The following is an 18,444-nucleotide window of genomic DNA, read 5'->3' as shown; positions in this document are numbered from 1 at the left end:
TGTGAATGAACAAATTTCAATTTTAGTAGTAGACGATGAGGATAGAATCCGCCGTTTATTAAGAATGTATTTAGAACGTGAAGGTTATACAGTAGAAGAAGCTGAAGACGGAGAAGAAGCAGTAGAAAAGACATTAGCAAATGACTATCACTGTATTCTCCTTGATATAATGATGCCTGAAAAAGATGGCTTACAAGTATGCGAAGAAATACGTGATAAAAAAACAACACCAATTATTCTATTAACTGCAAAAGGTGAAGAGGCAAACCGTGTATCAGGTTTTGAACTAGGTGCTGATGATTATATTGTAAAACCATTTAGCCCACGTGAAGTGGTTTTACGCGTAAAAGCTATTTTACGTCGTTCAGCAGCATTCTCACCAATTTCAACAACTTCTTCATCAAAAGATTTAGTCGTCTTCCCACATTTAACAATCGATCATGACGCACACCGAGTTTCTGCAGATGGTGTAGAAGTGAATTTAACACCAAAAGAATACGAATTATTATACTTTTTAGCAAAATCACCTGATAAAGTATTCGACAGAGAGCAATTGTTAAAAGAAGTATGGCATTATGATTTTTTTGGGGATTTACGCACAGTTGATACACATGTGAAACGTTTACGTGAAAAGCTAAACCGTGTTTCTGAGAACGCGGCGAAAATGATTGTAACAGTATGGGGCGTTGGCTATAAATTTGAGGTAGTCAATGAATAGAATGTGGAACAGCGTTGTCGGGAAGCTATGGGTAACCATATTGCTTCTCGTTTCTTTTGTATTGTTTGTTTTTACTGTATTAATGCTCGAATTTTTATCAAACTACCATACTAAACAAACTGAATCATCATTACGTCAAGAAGCTTCAACAATTGCTCGAATTATTAATGATCGTGAAACAACGGATTCAACAAAGGCTATTATTTCAGATGTTCTAAGTGATGAAACAAATGCATTAATCGCCGAGAAACCAGGTAAGGTTTCTTTTTCATTACAAGAGGGGCTTAATCAAGAGGGTATTAAACAACAAATTCTTAATGAAAAAGCATTTGATAAAGTATTTACGTCGAATGCACCTGTTGTAAAAGAAATGATGCTGCCTTCAACAACGAAAAAAGAGCATATGGAGTCTTACATCGTTTTAGCTTTCCCGATAAATGTTGAAAGCGAACTACACGGAGCTATTTTTATTTATCAAAGCCCGGACGCTATACATAGGACGACTGAAGAAACTACTAAAATTGTCTTTTTAGCGGCGGCAATTGCTTTAATGTTAACAACGTTCTTTGCGTTTTTCTTATCAACCCGAATTACGTCTCCGCTTCGAAAAATGAGAGAAGCAGCATTTGAATTAGCAAAGGGTAATTTTGAAACAAAAGTACCTGTTTTACAAAATGATGAAATTGGTCAATTAGCTACTGCTTTCAACCAAATGGGAAAACAGCTTAAACATCACTTAGAAGTAATTAACCAAGAAAAAGAACAGCTTTCAAGTATATTGACATCAATGACAGACGCTGTAATTACATTTAATCGAGATCGTACCATTTTGGTCAGCAATCCACCTGCAGAACTTTTACTACAAAAATGGTTTATCAATAAAAGTGCGAATAGTGATAAACCTATTCCTGCTGAAATTTACCATATGCTTGACCACGTTTTAGATTTGGAAGAAGAGCTGGAGGTAGAGCTCGAAATTGAAAGGTCTTATTATGCGATTTCAATTAGCCCGTTATATAGCGGGAATTCCGTACGCGGTGCAGTAGCTGTGTTAAGAGATAAAACGGAAGAGCATCGTTTAGATAAATTACGTTCAGACTTTATAGCGAATGTCTCACATGAATTACGAACTCCAATAGCCATGCTTCAAGGCTATAGTGAAGCTATTATGGATGATGTCGTGTCAAGTGAAGAAGAACGTCAAGAAATGATTAAAATTATCTATGATGAGTCGCAACGAATGGGACGTTTAGTCACAGATTTACTTGACTTAGCTCGTATGGAATCAGGACATATGCGTTTATATAAAGATTCTGTTCCAATTTCACCTGTTATTGAAAGAATTACACAAAAATTTGTTCAAGTAGCAAAAGAAAAACAAGTAAATCTGACATTTAATACAACAATTGAAGATACACTTCACCTAGAAATGGATGAAGACCGTATAGAACAAGTATTAACAAACTTAATTGATAATGCCATACGCCATACACCGGTCACAGGAAGCGTAGAAGTTATAGTAGATCGTCAGCTATCCTTTGCGCGCATACAAGTAAAAGATAACGGAGCAGGGATACCAGCTGATGATTTACAGTATGTATTTGAGCGTTTCTATAAAGCTGATAAAGCTAGAACACGTGGTAAGGGTGGTACTGGTCTAGGACTTGCCATTGCAAAAAATATTGTCGAAGCACATAAGGGTAGAATTACAGTAGAAAGTGAAGTTGATAAAGGAACTACATTCACATTTTATTTACCAATTGAACAAATGTAAATTAAATTCAAACACGGATTGTAAGTTAGAAGACTTTACAATTCGTGTTTTTTTGCATATAGTTATAGTGTATTACAATTAAATTATGGTTCATCTTCGGGGCAGGGTGAAATTCCCGATCGGCGGTATTAGAGAACTAAGCAATACTCTTGAGCCCGCGAGCCGCAAGGCAGGATTTGGTTAAATTCCAAAGCCGACAGTATAGTCTGGATGGGAGAAGGTGAAGGTACGGTCGTCTTTCAATTTGAGTATCAATAAGACGCTTATTTGACTATGCCTAAATTCTCCCTTAAGTACACTATGTGCTTAAGGGTATTTTTTTGCATAGCAACAACGACTATACCTTTCCTCTTTTTGAAGTGGATCTACAAAAGGAGAGAAAAGTATTATGAAGAACATGAAATTGCAGAAGAGGATTGCAATTGCAATGTTAAGTAGTATTTCTTTTGTTTTAATGCTATTTAACTTCCCACTACCACCGTTTCCTGCATTTTTGGAAGTGGACTTTAGTGATGTGCCAGCCTTAATCGCAGCAATCACAATGGGGCCTCTAGCAGGTATTTTAGTTGAGTTATTTAAGAATGTATTAGATTGGATTTTCTCAGGGAGTCCAACAGGTATGCCAGTTGGTCATATAGCAAACTTTACAACAGGCGTATTATTTATCATGCCAGTATATTTTGTCTATAAACGTCTTTCAAGTACGAAAGGTTTAACTACTGGATTTGTCGTTGGTACCTTATCAATGGCAGTAGGTATGAGTTTACTGAACTATGTGTTATTCTTACCTATGTATACGTACTTTTTAAATGTCCCAGCTACAACTGGAACAGCATTAACAAAAATGATTGTACTTGGTGTATTACCTTTTAATATTATTAAAGGTTTCATAGTTATGATAATATTCATGATATTGTTTAATAGCATGAAAAAATGGATTGAAAAACAAAGGATGCATTATTTAAATTAAACCTTCAGCCGATGTTTGTAATAAAACATCGGCTTTTATAATTGAATAAAAAGTTGAATGATTGTATAATACTGTTAATAAAAAGAATATTCAGCACATTAAGTAGTATTTTGGTGCAAAGACGAGAATTTAAAGGTTGAGGTTTTCGGTGTTATATATTTTCTTCGATATCGTGCTAGCAACTTCCAAGAAAAGAAAGGATGTATGTGAATGGCTGAAAGAAAACTATTAAGCGCTTTTTTTACATCGATTATTTCCTTCTTTATATTACCTTTTTTATATATGCAAGCAGATGAATATTTTCTACACAGTGCATTTGCATTAACCGTATATGTTGTTCCAATTATATTTACATACGGTTTATTGGCTTCATATATAGCAGATCGAATTGCGGAACGTAAAATGAATGTGAGAGGATACTCGCTATTACTGCATATGGCTTTCGGAACGAGTATTGTCATTCCAATTACATTTGCTTATTACTCACAAGGTGGAGTTTGGTCTCTTCAATTAATAACAGCTGCTACTGCTGGCTTCATTTTAGGAAGCGTTTTCTTTTTTGTAGATTTAATGTTACGTAAAGTCGCTATTCGTTTGACGCAATATTCTTATGAAGAGCAGAATATTTGAATGTAATATCAAAAAGCAATGGGGGCCTATACCTCATTGTTTTTTTATGACCAGCCTTCGAAATAAAGTGAATGAAGAAGTGAAAATGTGCTTCAGATTAGAATATGGTAAAGAGCTGTAGAGACGCTATATTATTTAATAACCAACCTTGTTTTGATTATTACTTAAATAGTCCCATAAATCTTCATATCAACACAAAATAGAATAATGATGTATAATGATAAAAGTGCTTTTTTGAAAAGTGCTATAAAACAACTAATGCAAGAATAATGCTATACATTAAAACCCTATAACTATATCTTGCAAATATACTCGATAGGTGGAAACAACATTGAATTACCGCGTTTTACTTTATTACTTTTACACAACGATTGAAGATCCAGAGGCATTTGCTGCTGAGCATTTAGCATACTGTAAATCAATTGAGTTAAAAGGACGTATTTTAGTCGCTTCAGAAGGTATTAATGGAACAGTCTCAGGAACTGTGGAACAAACAGATGCTTATATGGCTCATATGAAAGCTGATCCTCGCTTTGACGGTATCGTTTTCAAAATTGATGAATCAGAGCAACATGTTTTCAAGAAAATGCATGTACGTCCAAGACCTGAGCTTGTAAATTTAAGCCTAGAAGACGATGTTAACCCACATGAAATTACAGGTAATTACTTAGAGCCAGCAGAATTCTTAGAGAAGATGCAAGAAGAGAATACGGTAATCGTTGATGCACGTAATACGTACGAATTTGATGTAGGCCACTTTAAAGGTGCGATTCGCCCAGATGTCGAAACGTTCCGCGATTTACCAGACTGGATCCGCGACAACAAAGAATTACTAGAAGGTAAGCAAATTTTAACTTACTGTACTGGTGGTATCCGTTGCGAAAAATTCTCAGGTTGGTTAAAACGTGAAGGTTTTGAAGATGTGAGTCAATTACACGGTGGTATCGTTACTTACGGAAAAGACCCTGTAGCTAAAGGTCAGCTTTGGGACGGTCAATGTTACGTTTTCGACGAGCGTTTAACTGTTCCCGTGAATCAAGTTGAGCATGTAATCGTAGGTCGTGATCATTTTGATGGCGAACCTTGTGAACGTTATATTAATTGTTCAAATCCTGAATGTAACAAGCAAATTATCGCTTCAAAAGAAAATGAAGATAAGCATTTAGGTGGCTGTACTCATGAATGCCGTGTACACCCTCGTAATCGCTATATCCCTCGTAATGGTTTAACTGAGGTAGAAGTAAAAGAACGTTTAGCACAAATCGGCGAAGTTTTCGCTTAAACAAATATATAGTAGGCTGCCAAATATATATTTGGCAGCCTTTTATCCGTTTAATTAGCCAAGAAGGCAGAAAGGAATTTATGATGCCGACTTTAAAAGGGACAATTATTATTCAAAAAATGAAAGGACCGAATATCCTTTACATAGATAAAACTGCGCTTGCAAAATACTTTATTGATTTTGATGGGCAAGACGTACAAATGAATCTACATTTGCAAAAGTCTCAATTACAAGAATATAGAGGAACAGCTGAAATCTTCTATTTTGAAGGAAAAGATGGTTATGGTGGCAATAAATTTGCCAATGATTTTTATATAAATGATAAAGATATTTTGGAATTATTGGAAGAACAAGAAGGAGAAATAGTTGAAATAGTAGTTGAGTTAATATAATAATATAGATCATTGAAGTTGATTTTATTTTTATACCAAAGTAAAAGCAGCAAAAGAGCTTATTTAAGCTCTTTTGCTGCTTTTTTTCGTGCCTCAAAGAAATCCAGTATGAATTTTTGAAATTGCTTTGCAGCAGGGGATAAATAGCGCCCTTCTGCCCAGGCCATGCCAATAATACGTTCACATTTAACATCACTGATATGGATTTTGGCAATTTTCCTAGGGTTAATTTCCTCACCATCCGGTAACAAAGAAAAGCCAAGTCCATTTGCAACAAAACCTGCAACAGTCCCTACCTCATCACCTACAAAGGTGATTTTAGGTGTAATACCGACCTTCTCGAAAATTTCATCAACCGTAATGCGCAAAGCGTACCCTTTTTTTAACAAAATAAATGATTCATCAGCTAGTTCTTTAAGTGTAATACTCTTTTTCATAGCTAGTGGGTGATAAATCGGTACAATCAGATACAATTCATCTCTCCATAATTCAGTCCATTGAATAGGTTTTTCTACTTCCATCGCTGCTAGTAAGGACAGATCGAGCTCACCTGATTTTAATTGCTTCAATTGTGTATGTGTATGATTTTGAATAAGTTGAAAATGGATATCAGGGAATTCTTTGCGAAATAGACGTATTAAATCAGGTACTACGTTTGTACCTAGTGTATGTAAGAAGCCAAGTGAAACTTCACCTCGATTAGGATCGACGAGCTCTTGAATCTCATGTAAGCCATCCTGATATTCCTGCATAATATTATTTACACGTTTTAAAAACATAGCACCGTAACGATTTAAAATAATAGAACGCCCTTGTCTTTCAAATAATGGTACTCCTAACTCATCTTCAAGACGTGCGATAGAGCGACTAAGTGCAGGTTGTGATATAGATAAAAGTTCAGCTGCGCGAGTCATATGTTGGATATTTGCCAGTTTTTGAAAGTATTCGAGTTGTTGCCATTCCATTAAAAGACCACCTTTTTTATTGCGAATCAATTGATACCTTTTATGCATGATAATGATAAGAATTATAAATTATACATTATTAATCGTCAATGTTAATATGAGGTAGACATAAAATAGACACAACAAAAATATTGACATTTTTAAGGGTTATTTTGTGGGAGAAATCAGTCTTAAATAGAAATGCAAAACATTTCTAATGATTTTTTAAAAGAAAATAAAATTAAGTATGTTTTACATAAACGGAATGGCGAAAGCCAAAAATTAATTACTTGTCGATTACAAAGGAGATAGTCAAAATGAAAATAGTCGCACCTAAATCTTTTACACTTGAAGGAGGAAGTAAAGCAGTATTATTACTTCACGGCTTTACAGGAAGTACAAAGGATGTAAAAAGATTAGGAAAACATTTGCAAGATCGAGGATATACAGTTCATGCACCGATGTATAAAGGTCATGGTGGATCACCTGAAGAATTACTTCAGACAGGTCCTGAAGACTGGTGGAATGATGTTGTTGCAGGCTATAACCATTTAAAAGACCAAGGGTACGAAGATATTGCAGTAGTTGGTATTTCACTTGGTGCAGTATTCTCATTACGCGTAGGTGAAGAGTTCCCAGTTAAAGGCGTAGTATCAATGTGCGCACCAATCAAACGTGAAAATACTGATGGGCTTTTTGATCGTCTATATGACTATGCTAAAATATATAAATCATTTGAAGGAAAAACAAGAGAACAAATCATTGCTGAACTTGAAAGTTTAAAAGCAACACCAAAAGGCTCATTAAATGATATTCAAAAAATCACAGAAGAAACTTGTGAAGACTTACATGAAATCACAGCACCGACATTAGTTATGCAAGGAGCGTTAGATGCACCGATTTACCAAGAAAGTGCACCATTTATATATGAACAAGTTGATGCAGACGAAAAAGATATCATCTGGTATAAAGAATCTGGGCACATCATTACAACAGGTAAAGAACGCGATAAAGTATGCGAAGATGTAACGGATTTCCTTGATCAAATTGATTGGTCAATCGCTAACTAATAATTTCTGGCATAAGAGAAGCACTCAAGTTAAATTCTAACTTGAGTGCTTTTTCATTTGTTGTGCCTTCATAAATGTAACAGTTCGCGCTGTTGAATCATATAAACACCATTCTCTGGACCTTATCACAGCACCAACATTAACACCGTATTTTTTTTCTTTCAATTGAATGGGTTTTCCATAAGTAAACGATTTTCTTTTACCTTTTTTATAAAATGCGGAATCATGGCTATGACCAAAAAAGAAGACGGATTGTTTAGCTTCTGTAAACAGAGGCTTCCAATCTAACGACCACTTAAATTGATGTCCATGTATAATGTGTGCACCATCAATATTTAGTATCTCGGGAAGTTCTTTAAAAGTGTGAAGCCCCGTTACTTGCATAATACGTTCTTCCTGATTTCCTCGTACAGAAGGAAACTGTAACAAATTGCTAAAGTGCTCTGAATGTTCAGCAGCCTCCTCGAATGCTAGACCGCTAATATTTTTCGCCCTTTTTTTCCCTATTTTACATTCAAATAAATCACCTAAACCAATGATTGTGGCATCTTCAGCCGTTTCATTAATATGTTTTAAAACTGCGTTAGTATCCTCAAAACACGAGTGCAAATCTCCAATCAATGCATACTTCATTTAGGTAATCATCCTTTCAAAATATAGTAGAAATAATAGCATACATTAAATTCCCAGTAAAATAACCAATAATAGTTAAAAATAGTATAGCTACTTGTCGATAAATGTAATCACACTAAGAAGCATTTAGTAAATTGATTTGTAGTGTATCGACTTTAATTAGGTGACAAAATTATCTAATTGTTACAAAAACATGACACGAATTACGCTTTTATTAAGGTTAGGATATTCAGTGCCCATTTTTTACAAGCCATGGTAGAATGAACGAGTGAGAAATTTGGATTGTGAAATAATGATTAGAGAAATGAGTTGACTAAGTTTGAAGATGAATACTAAATGGGGCCGCACAGCGGTTATGACATTAGCGTTAACAAGCGGATTTATGTACACCGCGCAACCTCTACAAGCAGATGCAGCAACATCACAAGAAATGACACAAAAAAAAGTTAAGATAGATAAGAAAATTAAAAAGCTAGATAATGAGATTAAAGATTTAAAAAAGAAACTACAAAAAAAGATGGAAGACTACAAAGTAACACAAAAAGACTTAAAAAAAGTTAATGCATCTATTGTAGAAACTGAAAAGCGAATCGAAAATCGTTCTGAAATTATCGACGATCGGCTTAAAGCCTATCAAAAAAATGATAGCACAGTTAGCCCGTACATAGAGGCAGTGCTTGGCTCTGACAGTATTACAGACTTGGTCAGTAGAGCAATGAGTGTTAAAACAATTATTGATGCAGATCAAAACTTGTTAGAAGAACAAGAAGATGATAAACAAAAATTGGCTGATCAAAAAGATGATTTAGAAAAAACAAAAGCAAAATTGCAAAAACAATTCCAACACATGCAAGAGGAAGAAAATGCACTTGAAACAAAAAAGGCTGAAAATAAAGTAAAGTCATTAGAGCTGAAAAAACAAATTGCCTCTAAAAAAGAGGAAGAACGTATTGCAAAAGAGTTGAAAGAAAAAGAAAAAGAGGCTCAGAAATTAAAAGATCTTCAGAATACACAATTTGTTAGCGATGATAGTAATGTTGATAATGACAATAATGCTGGAAATGGCAATAATGCTGGAAATGGCAATAATGGTGGTAGTCCAGATGATGGGAATCAATCCGCACCGGATGTTTCAGGTTCACAAGCTGCAACAGCAGCTATTGCAGAAGCTAGTAAATATCTAGGTACTTCTTATGTATGGGGTGGGAGCAATCCAGCTTCAGGGTTTGATTGTTCTGGTTTGACACAATGGTCGTTCAAGCAAGCGGGATACTCACTTCCAAGAACAGCTGCACAGCAATATTTAGCAACTAAAAAAATTGACCGTAGTAATGCCAAAGCTGGAGATTTAGTATTCTTCAGTTACGGTTCAGGCGTTGCACACGTTGGAATATACTTAGGGAATAATAGAATGTTAGATGCACAAAATAATGGTGTCGTTGTGGAATCATTAGATTGGTGGAATCAATATTTAGTAGGATTTGGCCGTGTCTCGGGTGTAAACTAAACAAGCCTAAAAGCTCTTTGATCATAAAAGAGCTTTTTTTATGAGGGAAATAATACAATAAATATTTTTCTTTTATTTATGTAAAATAGTCCTCACTAATCGTACTTGCATATCCAATGCAAGTAATTCATAGCTTAAATAATTCACAATTTATTTTCCGTTTGAGATTTTTTCATTAATTATTTGTATGAAACTATTAGGGGAATTATTGTTAACTCTTTTTGGCATTATGAGTCCAGATGTGGATACGACTTAATTACAGAATGAACAATTTTGGAAGGGCTGAAAGACAGCTTTCAAATAGGCAATGGGGCTTACTCTTATTGGATTTGACTTAACCTTTGCACTTGAAAAAGACCTTTACGCAAAACGTTGAGATTTTGGTTTATTTATAAAATAATAGGGTAAATGTCTAGGGAGAATAGAGTTCTAGAAGCGAAATGATTATAGAGATTAATTGACAAATATTATATTGAAGTACATTACTATTATCTTTTTTGATTCAAGATAGATAGTATTAGGCGGAAATTGGCTATCACGAGGAAGTTCATCGCCAACTAATAGTTGATGACGATTTAAGTTTAGGTATTTAGACATACTAGAGTAGAATTTAATAGTTAATAAACTTTTAAATATGCTATTGTAGCTATAATGTTATTTTACTTATTAATCAAAAAGAAGGATAAAAAGTACTTTGGATATGTATTAATTTGTCGATTATTTGAGAGATTTTCGCTATACTAGTAATTGTAAATATTGAATAGAGAAAGTAGTGAACGATTATGGCAACAGCATCACACGCAGTAGAAATTCCATTACCAGCGACGGAAGTTTGGGATTTTGTAAGCAATATGGAGAAATGGGCAACACTTGTGCCTGGATATAGAGAGCATGAAATCATTAATGATCGTCAATCTACTTGGACATTTGCTGGAAATGTCGGTGTCTTGAAAAAAACTGTAAAAGTACAAATAGATATTATTGATTGGATAGAGCCAACTAAAATTACATTTAACCTTATTGGTTTAACAGATAAATTTACTGGAAATGGCTATTTTGAAGCAACAGCATTAGAAGCAGAAAAAACCGAAATGGTCGGTTTCTTAGAAGTAAATGCTGGCGGTTTAGTAGCACCCGTTTTAAATCCAGTATTCAAAGCAGTATTACCAAAAGCAACAACTATGCTAACTGAGCGTGTAGCAAATAAGATCAGATTAGTCCAAGTTTAATAGTGAAAATCGTCAAAAAGTCTCTCCAATTGGAGAGACTTTTTTGTTATCTACTTTCAGACCTTTTTCTGAAAGATAGCTGTGAGCAATCCATCTACACCAAAAACGGGTTCATTTGATTCAGCAACTCTCATATTTCGTACTTCAATACACACAAAGTCCTGAAAAATCCTTCTTAGCTTTTCTTCTGTAAATCCTAAACCTCCCTGTAAACTTTTTATACTATACACTTCCCAATCTGAAATACTAGAACCTCCTATAGGTCCATCTTCGATAAAACAGTTAATAGCAAAGTAACCGTTTTGCTTTAGCGATTTTTTAATTAAATCTATGTAATCCATTCTCCTATGTGGTGCAATATGATGAAAACAACCTGAATCATAAACTAGATCATATTTTGAATCTTCTATATATAAATCGAAAATATTATGATTTATAAAATTGATTGCAATATTTTTTTCAATTGTTCTTTCCCTAGCCCATTTCAATGATTCAACTGATAAATCTACTGCATCTACTTTAAAGCCTTTTTCTGTTAGGTATATTGCATTTCTACCAGGTCCACATCCCAACTCTAATGCATTACCAGAGATTAAAAGCTGTCGGTCAAAATAACTGACTAGGTTCTCATCCGGTTTATTTTCAAAAAAAGGAATGCTCTTTTCACGATTAGAATAAAATTCATCCCAAAATTGCTCGGGTTCTCGTAGTAAACTATCTAACATATTTTTCAAATCATCATAATTATTAATGTTCTCCATGCTTGCTCTCCTTTTTTATTGATTTATATTACTAATTTAGCTTATCAAAAATTAGGTATTTTATGGTTACGAATACATTAATTAAGTATTAAAAGTGAAGGAGATTTACAGTAGATAGTCCATCTAAAAGCTGTTTATATAAACATAGGATCTCTCATATGCTACTCAATTGAAAATATAGATAATTGTACGAAGAGTTAATAAAACTAAAAGAGAATATTGTTAAATGGTTTTTAGGGGGCTTCCTCTCATTTAACAAGAGAATTCTTTTTACAATTATTACAATAATATTTCAGTAGAAGCACTAAATTAAGCAGGTTTGCTGCAAATTTATAATCGTAGTTATTCTATTTTGGTATTCGGAATGATACAAGAAGAGACATTCTTTAATCTTTTTAGAGAAATCTCCAAAAACAATAAGTAAATTTCATATTTTACACTATATCAATATCACTAATTATTCATTATCATTTAAATATTCAGAAAAAAGGAGGTTCCCGATGACGAAAACGATGAGCGAAAAGCCAAAAAAGAAGATAATTGAACGATTTTTAGATGGAGTAGAGAAAGCAGGTAATAAATTACCTGATCCTGTGACGCTCTTCGTCATAATGGCGTTTTTAATCTTGGGATTGTCATGGATAATGGCAAAGTTCAATGTTTCGGCTGTGAAACCTGGGACAGATGAGAGAATTGCCGTTATCAATTTACTTAATCAAGAAGGTTTAATACGTATTTTAGGTGAAATGCAGTCCAATTTTACATCATTCCCACCTCTTGGAATGGTTATTGTTTCAATGCTTGGTATCGGTTTAGCAGAGCAAACAGGTTTGATCGCAGCATTGATGAAAAAATCTGTGATGAGTGCTCCGCAGAAACTGATTATTCCATTTTTAATATTAACAGGATTGGTAGGGAACGTAGCTGCAGATGCTGCATTCATAGTTTTACCACCAATTGCTGCTTTAATCTTTATGAGTATTGGACGAAATCCACTTGTTGGTTTAGTCGTTACATATGCCGCGATTGCGGGAGGTTTTAGTGCTAACTTGTTAATTAGTTCTCTTGATGTTCTATTACTTGGTATAACAGAATCTGCAGCACAGTTAGTAGATCCTGAATATACTGGTCGAGCAACAATGAACTATTATTTCCTTATAGCTTCAACATTTGTTTTAGTTGCTTTAGGAACATTTGTAGCACATAAATTTACGATTCCACGTTTTGGAGAATTTAAAGGTGAGCTGGAAAAACTTGAACCTATTACTCCTCTTGAAAATAAAGGTTTGAAATGGGCAGGTATTGTCACGGCAATATATGTTATTATTCTATTAATTGCAGTTGTACCATCTAATGGTATTTTGCGTGATCCTGAAACAGGCGGATTCTTATCTTCACCGTTTATGACGGGTATTGTTCCAATCATGTTATTTTTCTTCCTGTTACCTGCTTTAGCTTATGGAATTGTTACGAGAAATATTAAGAGTGACAAAGATGTCGCAGAGAAAATGTTTAAATCTGTTGCAGATATGGCTTCATTTATTGTATTAGCTTTTGTAGCAGCTCAAATGATTGCTTATTTTGGATGGAGTAATATTGGCCCGATTTTAGCGATTAAAGGTGCCGAACTATTACAAGCGATGGATTTTACAGGTTTACCAATGATAATTGGCTTTATCATAATATGCGCAAGCATAAATATGCTAATTGCTAGTGCTTCTGCTAAATGGGCATTATTAGCACCAATTTTTGTTCCAATGTTCATGTATTTGGATTATAGCCCAGCACTAACACAGGCTGTTTATCGTGTAGGGGATTCGATAACGAATCCGATAACACCAATGCTTGCATATTTTGCAATTTTATTAGCATTTGCAAAAAGATATGACAAGAATATCGGTATGGGGACATTGATCTCTGCTTTATTACCTTACTCAGTTATCTTTGCAATTGGCTGGATTATTTTATTTAGTATTTGGTTCTTATTAGGATTGCCATTAGGACCTGGTGATTCAATCTACTTAAAGTGAGGGAATATAAATGGAAAAATTATATGATTTATTGAGAGAGAATTACGGTGAAATGATTGAAATTAGACGATTCCTACATGAAAATCCGGAATTATCTTTTGAGGAAGTAAATACGCCTAAATATATTGCTGAATATCATCGTAACCTAGGGCATGAAGTAACTGAAGGTGTAGGCGGTCGAGGAGTAGTTGCAAAATTGCATGGTGCAAAACCAGGTAAGACTGTCGCACTTCGAGCAGACTTTGATGCTTTAGCGATTCAAGAACTAAATGATCTCCCTTATAAATCTAAAGTAGATGGCGTTATGCATGCATGTGGACATGACGGACATACGGCAACACTTTTAGTATTAGCTAAAGTATTAAATAAACTTCAAGCAGAGTTGGAAGGAACGATCGTATTTATCCATCAACACGCTGAAGAACTTGCTCCTGGTGGTGCAATTGCAATGATAGAAGATGGTTGTTTAGAAGGAGTAGACGTTATATTTGGTACACATTTATGGGCTCCTGAACCAGTAGGGAATATTATGATAAAAGATGGTCCTTTAATGGCAGCGGCTGATGGTATCTATATTACTGTGAAAGGAAAGGGCGGACATGGCTCTGATCCAAGTAATACAAAGGATTCAATCGTTATTGCTGCTCAATTTATCACAAATCTTCAGCAATTAGTAGCTCGCCGAGTAGACCCAATTAAACCAGCTGTAGTTTCAATAGGCCATATTGAAGCACAAAATCCTTTTAATGTAATCGCAGATTCTGTTTACATGAAAGGTACGGTTCGTACATTTGATGAAGATACGCGCGATTTATTGGAAAAAGAAATTGAAGAAGTATTAAAAGCTTCATGTTATTTGACAAAAGCAGATTATGAATACAATTTTGTACGTGGGTATCCTGCTGTTGTGAATCATACGAAAGAAACGGAGTTCATTATGGATTTAGCACCACAAGTTCCAGGTGTGGATGAACTACGTGTTTGTGAGCCTGTAATGGGTGGCGAAGACTTTGCCTATTATCTAAACCATGTCCCTGGTACCTTTTTCTTTACAGGTGCGAAAGATCCGAATTGGGAAGAGGTTTTCCCTCATCATCATCCTAGATTTAATATTGATGAGAGTTCTATGTTAATAGCTGCAAATACTTTAGGAGCTGCAACATTGAAATATTTGGTTGAAAACAAGAACAACTAATAAAATGTATAAAAATGAAAATCCACGAGAGTTTAAGTCTCGTGGATTTTTTATGGCTGCTGTTTATATAAAAACAAAGCAGCTTGTATATTCATAGAATGCTGACTATCGCTTAAATCAAGTTGGAGTTTTTCTTCTATTTGTTGGATTCTATAGTAGACTGTGTTTTGATGCATATGCATTAGTTCTGCAGTTTGAGCAACATTTTTATGACAATGAAAATAATTAATAAGTGTCTCTAATAAGTCGTTCTTAGTAAGTTTGTTTTCTTGAGAGGGTAAGATAGGATTCAATATTTCTTCGATAAAATATTGTTTTTCCATGGAAGACATGGATAGTAGATAACGATATATTCCAAGTTTTTTATATGAAATAATTGTTCCGTCTAGTAAGTGTTGAGTATTCTGTAAAAGTTCTAGATCCTGATAAGATGCTAATATTTCACCAATATTAGCGATAATTCGACCAATTAAAATTCGTTCATTATTTTGTAGAGTAATATATTTATTAAGAGAATTCTCGATGTTCTCATGCTGATCTCTTAAGGCAATTAAAATAATTAATGAATCTTTATGAGGAAAAAATATACAGTTTCCAATTGGTTGGAATTTATTTTGATATTGAGTTTCTTGATTTAGTAGGTTTGCATAATTTGTGTCGTTAAAACCTTCCTGTTTATAAGAAAGTAAGCAGTATGCCTGAAAGTATGTATCATCAAGAAACGTGTTTAAAGTCTTAACTGATTGATCAATTAGTAATTGTCGAAAGAGTGCCATTCTTTCTTGGACTTTTGACTCTAAAACTTTTTGCTCCTTCATTTGTTCAATAGCCATTATTGCAGTGCCGTGGGATAAGGTTAATTTTGAATAGATATCTAGTGAATTTGTAGGGCAAATAACTAGAAGATAACCGGTTATACCATATAAAGAAGATATTTTGAAAATATATCCATTTATATCATTAGGTAAATAAACTTGAAAGTCCTGCTTTTTTGAAGGGAATTGATAAAGTGATGATTCTATCCAATCTATTATCAATGGTAGATTCATATTAGTACTTTTATGACTACCAAACAAATAATGACCATTTGCATCAAAATACAAGATTTCTTTGTCAATCATACTAGCTAATGATAAAATAATCTGTTTTGTATCACGTGCATTTAATATAATTTCATTTAAATTATGATGGGATGCTAAAGTTGCACTTAATGTTTGTGCACGTTTTTCTTTTTCCTCAAGATTTTGGCCAAGTATTAAGACCATTGCAATTTGAGTAGCAATTGCTTCAACAAATCCTATTTCTTCTTCAGTGAAATCTTCATTTGAGAAGAAATTGTCTAAAGTTAAGACACCGATTTTTGTATCTTTATACGTAATAGGTACTGAAAGGCAGCTTTTTGGTGGAATTTGCTGAACGGAAGATTTTAAGTAATATTGATAATTAGGTTCTTTCATGTTACTCATAGCCTTTTTTACTTCGTTTTCACCATGGATAGCTAATGTCTTTCCAGTTTTAAATACAGTGCCTGATATACCTTCTCCAGGAGCGAGCCTGCTATGAATATAATATTCTTCTTTAAAATTAACTGCTGCTTCAATAATGAGAGTTCCTTGTGTTGTATCCCATAAAAGTAAGAAACCACCATCCGCTTTATCGATTGTATCGATAACTACTTCGATTATTTTCTGAACATCTGTAGTGTTTTCAATGTTTTTGGTAATTTCTATAAAGGCTTGCCATTGCTTTACTAATCCTGTTTCTCTAATTTGCATATAATGTACTCCGTTTATTTTAATTGGTTTAGATGTCTAGCTTGAAAATATGTTAAATACATATGAGCTTCTACAATAATTCTATTGTTGTAGCTCCCATGGGCTCAATATTAATTTCAATACATGTTATACCCGAGATTATAATCTGTATTTATTATTTTATCATAATTATTCCGATAATTTAGATAAATATCTTTAAATTAGATTGACTCTTTAAAGATACCTTCCATGTCGTCTCTTTAATCCTCAATTTTACCTTCATTTATGATTTCAATAATTTATTTATGACCATCATTTTATAGCCTCCTATTATTTTCAATAACACTATTACTCAACAAAATAGTAAGAATATTCTGTGAAAAAGGTGTGTTATTTTGAAATTTCAACAATGGTTTTGTCGAAAACATATACTTCTAGAGAAATGTGTTTTAATATACACAAAATGTATATTTACTCTTTGAACAATATACATTTTTTTAATAAGGGGGTAATTTTATGGGTGAAGAATTAGTTAATGTTATCAGAGGGGGGCTTATTGAGAGTGTACATAGTGGACATATTGCAATCGTAAATTCTCATGGTGAACTTCTTTATGAGATGGGCAATCCTTACAAAAAAGTATATGCCAGATCATCTATGAAACCTATACAAGCTATACCAATTGTTGAACAAAAGGTGAATGAAACGTATTTATTTGAAGATGCAGATCTCTCCCTTTGTTGTGCATCGCATATAGGGGAACCAATGCATACAGAAAGAGTACAAAATTTACTTGAAACAGCTTTAATGGGCGTTTCCAACCTAAAGTGTGGTGCGCACCCTCCTAGAATAGAAGAAGAATATAAAAAGCTATTGCAGGAAGGTAAACCAATTACTGCAATATATAATAATTGCTCTGGTAAACATACCGGTATGCTCCTAACAGCAAAAGTGATGGGGGAGGACTTGGAAAACTACTTCCTTCTCGAACATCCTGTTCAGCAAAGAATTCTCGATACAATTAGTGAAGTTTGTGAATATCCAAGTGAGCAAATTGAGATTGGTATAGATGGTTGTGGTGTACCAGTACATGGCTTACCCCTTTATAACATAGCGTTAGGATATGCTAGAATGTCAAACCCACAGAATCTCTCTCAAAGTAAACAACATGCTAGTCAAAAAATTATTCAAGCAATGACATCAGCTCCTGAGATGGTGGGCGGGACAGATACATTTTGTACGAGCCTAATGACTGTAACAAAGGGCAAATTGTTTGGAAAAGCGGGTGCTGAGGCAGTATATTGCATTGGTCATATTGATACGGGAATTGGTATAGCTATTAAGATTGATGATGGTAATAGCCGTGCAGTTTATCCTGTAGCTGTGGAAGTACTGAAACAATTAAACTTAATTTCTAAAGAAGAAATAGAATCATTGAAATCATTTCATGAAGCACCATTAAAAAATGTAAGGAAACAAGTAGTAGGAACAGTGATACCTAAATTTATGCTTCATCGTACCAATGATATAACATCAAAATGATAAGGGGAGTGGG

General features: G+C 34.1%; 16 protein-coding genes and 1 riboswitch. Of the genes, 12 read left to right on the top strand and 4 right to left on the bottom strand.

Annotation, left to right across the window (positions count from 1 at the left end; genetic code table 11):
* Nucleotide 1 precedes the first annotated feature (1 nt).
* From MHH85_RS14270 to MHH85_RS14245, 6 genes are all read left to right on the top strand, one after another.
* Complete coding sequence (locus MHH85_RS14270; protein ID WP_053417366.1) at nt 2-718, top strand: response regulator transcription factor; 717 nt, start codon at nt 2-4, stop codon at nt 716-718.
* Nucleotides 711-2,492, top strand: coding sequence for an ATP-binding protein (locus MHH85_RS14265; RefSeq protein WP_340707562.1), 1,782 nt, complete (start codon nt 711-713; stop codon nt 2,490-2,492). The genes MHH85_RS14270 and MHH85_RS14265 overlap by 8 nt, the downstream gene beginning before the upstream one ends.
* A gap of 88 nt (nt 2,493-2,580) precedes the next feature.
* A riboswitch (FMN riboswitch) is annotated at nt 2,581-2,718 on the top strand.
* A 162-nt stretch (nt 2,719-2,880) separates the two neighbouring features.
* On the top strand, nt 2,881-3,462 hold the full coding sequence (locus tag MHH85_RS14260) for an ECF transporter S component (protein ID WP_304952527.1): 582 nt from the start codon (nt 2,881-2,883) through the stop codon (nt 3,460-3,462).
* A 210-nt stretch (nt 3,463-3,672) separates the two neighbouring features.
* A complete protein-coding gene (locus MHH85_RS14255) occupies nt 3,673-4,092 on the top strand; it encodes a hypothetical protein (protein ID WP_340707561.1) in 420 nt (139 codons plus the stop codon).
* Nucleotides 4,093-4,411: 319 nt separating this feature from the next.
* The gene (gene trhO / locus MHH85_RS14250) at nt 4,412-5,374 is read left to right on the top strand and encodes an oxygen-dependent tRNA uridine(34) hydroxylase TrhO (RefSeq protein ID WP_340707560.1); all 963 of its coding nucleotides are present in this window, start codon (nt 4,412-4,414) and stop codon (nt 5,372-5,374) included.
* A gap of 80 nt (nt 5,375-5,454) precedes the next feature.
* On the top strand, nt 5,455-5,766 hold the full coding sequence (locus tag MHH85_RS14245) for a hypothetical protein (RefSeq protein WP_340707559.1): 312 nt from the start codon (nt 5,455-5,457) through the stop codon (nt 5,764-5,766).
* A 59-nt stretch (nt 5,767-5,825) separates the two neighbouring features.
* On the opposite strand, the gene MHH85_RS14240 is transcribed toward MHH85_RS14245, so the two are convergent.
* Nucleotides 5,826-6,731 (bottom strand): LysR family transcriptional regulator, encoded by a 906-nt coding sequence (locus MHH85_RS14240; RefSeq protein WP_193738862.1) that lies wholly within the window; start codon nt 6,729-6,731, stop codon nt 5,826-5,828.
* A 296-nt stretch (nt 6,732-7,027) separates the two neighbouring features.
* On the opposite strand from MHH85_RS14240, the gene MHH85_RS14235 reads away from it, so the two are divergent.
* Nucleotides 7,028-7,780, top strand: coding sequence for an alpha/beta hydrolase (locus tag MHH85_RS14235; protein WP_193738863.1), 753 nt, complete (start codon nt 7,028-7,030; stop codon nt 7,778-7,780).
* A 36-nt stretch (nt 7,781-7,816) separates the two neighbouring features.
* On the opposite strand, the gene MHH85_RS14230 is transcribed toward MHH85_RS14235, so the two are convergent.
* Nucleotides 7,817-8,413: a metallophosphoesterase family protein gene (locus MHH85_RS14230; RefSeq protein WP_340707558.1), complete on the bottom strand. Its 597-nt coding sequence runs from the start codon at nt 8,411-8,413 to the stop codon at nt 7,817-7,819.
* A 325-nt stretch (nt 8,414-8,738) separates the two neighbouring features.
* Here MHH85_RS14230 and MHH85_RS14225 point away from each other — a divergent pair, with 325 nt between their 5' ends.
* Together MHH85_RS14225 and MHH85_RS14220 are read left to right on the top strand one after the other, a co-directional pair.
* Complete coding sequence (locus MHH85_RS14225) at nt 8,739-9,920, top strand: C40 family peptidase (protein WP_340708178.1); 1,182 nt, start codon at nt 8,739-8,741, stop codon at nt 9,918-9,920.
* Nucleotides 9,921-10,702: 782 nt separating this feature from the next.
* Complete coding sequence (locus MHH85_RS14220; protein ID WP_038190892.1) at nt 10,703-11,149, top strand: CoxG family protein; 447 nt, start codon at nt 10,703-10,705, stop codon at nt 11,147-11,149.
* Between the two features lie 56 nt (nt 11,150-11,205).
* Here the strand turns inward: MHH85_RS14220 and MHH85_RS14215 are convergent, their stop codons facing one another.
* A complete protein-coding gene (locus tag MHH85_RS14215) occupies nt 11,206-11,910 on the bottom strand; it encodes a class I SAM-dependent methyltransferase (protein WP_340707557.1) in 705 nt (234 codons plus the stop codon).
* A gap of 500 nt (nt 11,911-12,410) precedes the next feature.
* Between MHH85_RS14215 and MHH85_RS14210 the strand changes: the two genes are divergently transcribed.
* On the top strand, nt 12,411-13,940 hold the full coding sequence (locus tag MHH85_RS14210; RefSeq protein WP_340707556.1) for an AbgT family transporter: 1,530 nt from the start codon (nt 12,411-12,413) through the stop codon (nt 13,938-13,940).
* 10 nt (nt 13,941-13,950) lie between these two features.
* The gene (locus tag MHH85_RS14205; RefSeq protein ID WP_340707555.1) at nt 13,951-15,135 is read left to right on the top strand and encodes an amidohydrolase; all 1,185 of its coding nucleotides are present in this window, start codon (nt 13,951-13,953) and stop codon (nt 15,133-15,135) included.
* 50 nt (nt 15,136-15,185) lie between these two features.
* Here the strand turns inward: MHH85_RS14205 and MHH85_RS14200 are convergent, their stop codons facing one another.
* Nucleotides 15,186-16,910 (bottom strand): helix-turn-helix domain-containing protein, encoded by a 1,725-nt coding sequence (locus MHH85_RS14200; RefSeq protein WP_340707554.1) that lies wholly within the window; start codon nt 16,908-16,910, stop codon nt 15,186-15,188.
* A gap of 495 nt (nt 16,911-17,405) precedes the next feature.
* Between MHH85_RS14200 and MHH85_RS14195 the strand changes: the two genes are divergently transcribed.
* Nucleotides 17,406-18,431, top strand: coding sequence for an asparaginase (locus tag MHH85_RS14195; RefSeq protein ID WP_340707553.1), 1,026 nt, complete (start codon nt 17,406-17,408; stop codon nt 18,429-18,431).
* Nucleotides 18,432-18,444: the final 13 nt, after the last annotated feature.

Origin of the sequence: Viridibacillus sp. FSL E2-0187, assembly GCF_038006425.1 — a bacterium.
Classification (GTDB): Bacteria; Bacillota; Bacilli; order Bacillales_A; family Planococcaceae; genus Viridibacillus; species Viridibacillus arvi.
This window is presented reverse-complemented; position numbering and strand designations above follow the sequence as displayed.

Coding starts and splice junctions, on each gene's coding strand:
- MHH85_RS14260 (WP_304952527.1), top strand. CDS start 2,881: ATGAAGAACATGAAATTGCAGAAGAGGATTGCAATTGCAATGTTAAGT.
- MHH85_RS14245 (WP_340707559.1), top strand. CDS start 5,455: ATGATGCCGACTTTAAAAGGGACAATTATTATTCAAAAAATGAAAGGA.
- MHH85_RS14225 (WP_340708178.1), top strand. CDS start 8,739: ATGAATACTAAATGGGGCCGCACAGCGGTTATGACATTAGCGTTAACA.
- MHH85_RS14220 (WP_038190892.1), top strand. CDS start 10,703: ATGGCAACAGCATCACACGCAGTAGAAATTCCATTACCAGCGACGGAA.
- MHH85_RS14200 (WP_340707554.1), bottom strand. CDS start 16,910: ATGCAAATTAGAGAAACAGGATTAGTAAAGCAATGGCAAGCCTTTATA.
- MHH85_RS14215 (WP_340707557.1), bottom strand. CDS start 11,910: ATGGAGAACATTAATAATTATGATGATTTGAAAAATATGTTAGATAGT.
- MHH85_RS14230 (WP_340707558.1), bottom strand. CDS start 8,413: ATGAAGTATGCATTGATTGGAGATTTGCACTCGTGTTTTGAGGATACT.
- MHH85_RS14255 (WP_340707561.1), top strand. CDS start 3,673: ATGGCTGAAAGAAAACTATTAAGCGCTTTTTTTACATCGATTATTTCC.
- MHH85_RS14210 (WP_340707556.1), top strand. CDS start 12,411: ATGACGAAAACGATGAGCGAAAAGCCAAAAAAGAAGATAATTGAACGA.
- MHH85_RS14265 (WP_340707562.1), top strand. CDS start 711: ATGAATAGAATGTGGAACAGCGTTGTCGGGAAGCTATGGGTAACCATA.
- MHH85_RS14195 (WP_340707553.1), top strand. CDS start 17,406: ATGGGTGAAGAATTAGTTAATGTTATCAGAGGGGGGCTTATTGAGAGT.
- MHH85_RS14240 (WP_193738862.1), bottom strand. CDS start 6,731: ATGGAATGGCAACAACTCGAATACTTTCAAAAACTGGCAAATATCCAA.
- MHH85_RS14235 (WP_193738863.1), top strand. CDS start 7,028: ATGAAAATAGTCGCACCTAAATCTTTTACACTTGAAGGAGGAAGTAAA.
- MHH85_RS14205 (WP_340707555.1), top strand. CDS start 13,951: ATGGAAAAATTATATGATTTATTGAGAGAGAATTACGGTGAAATGATT.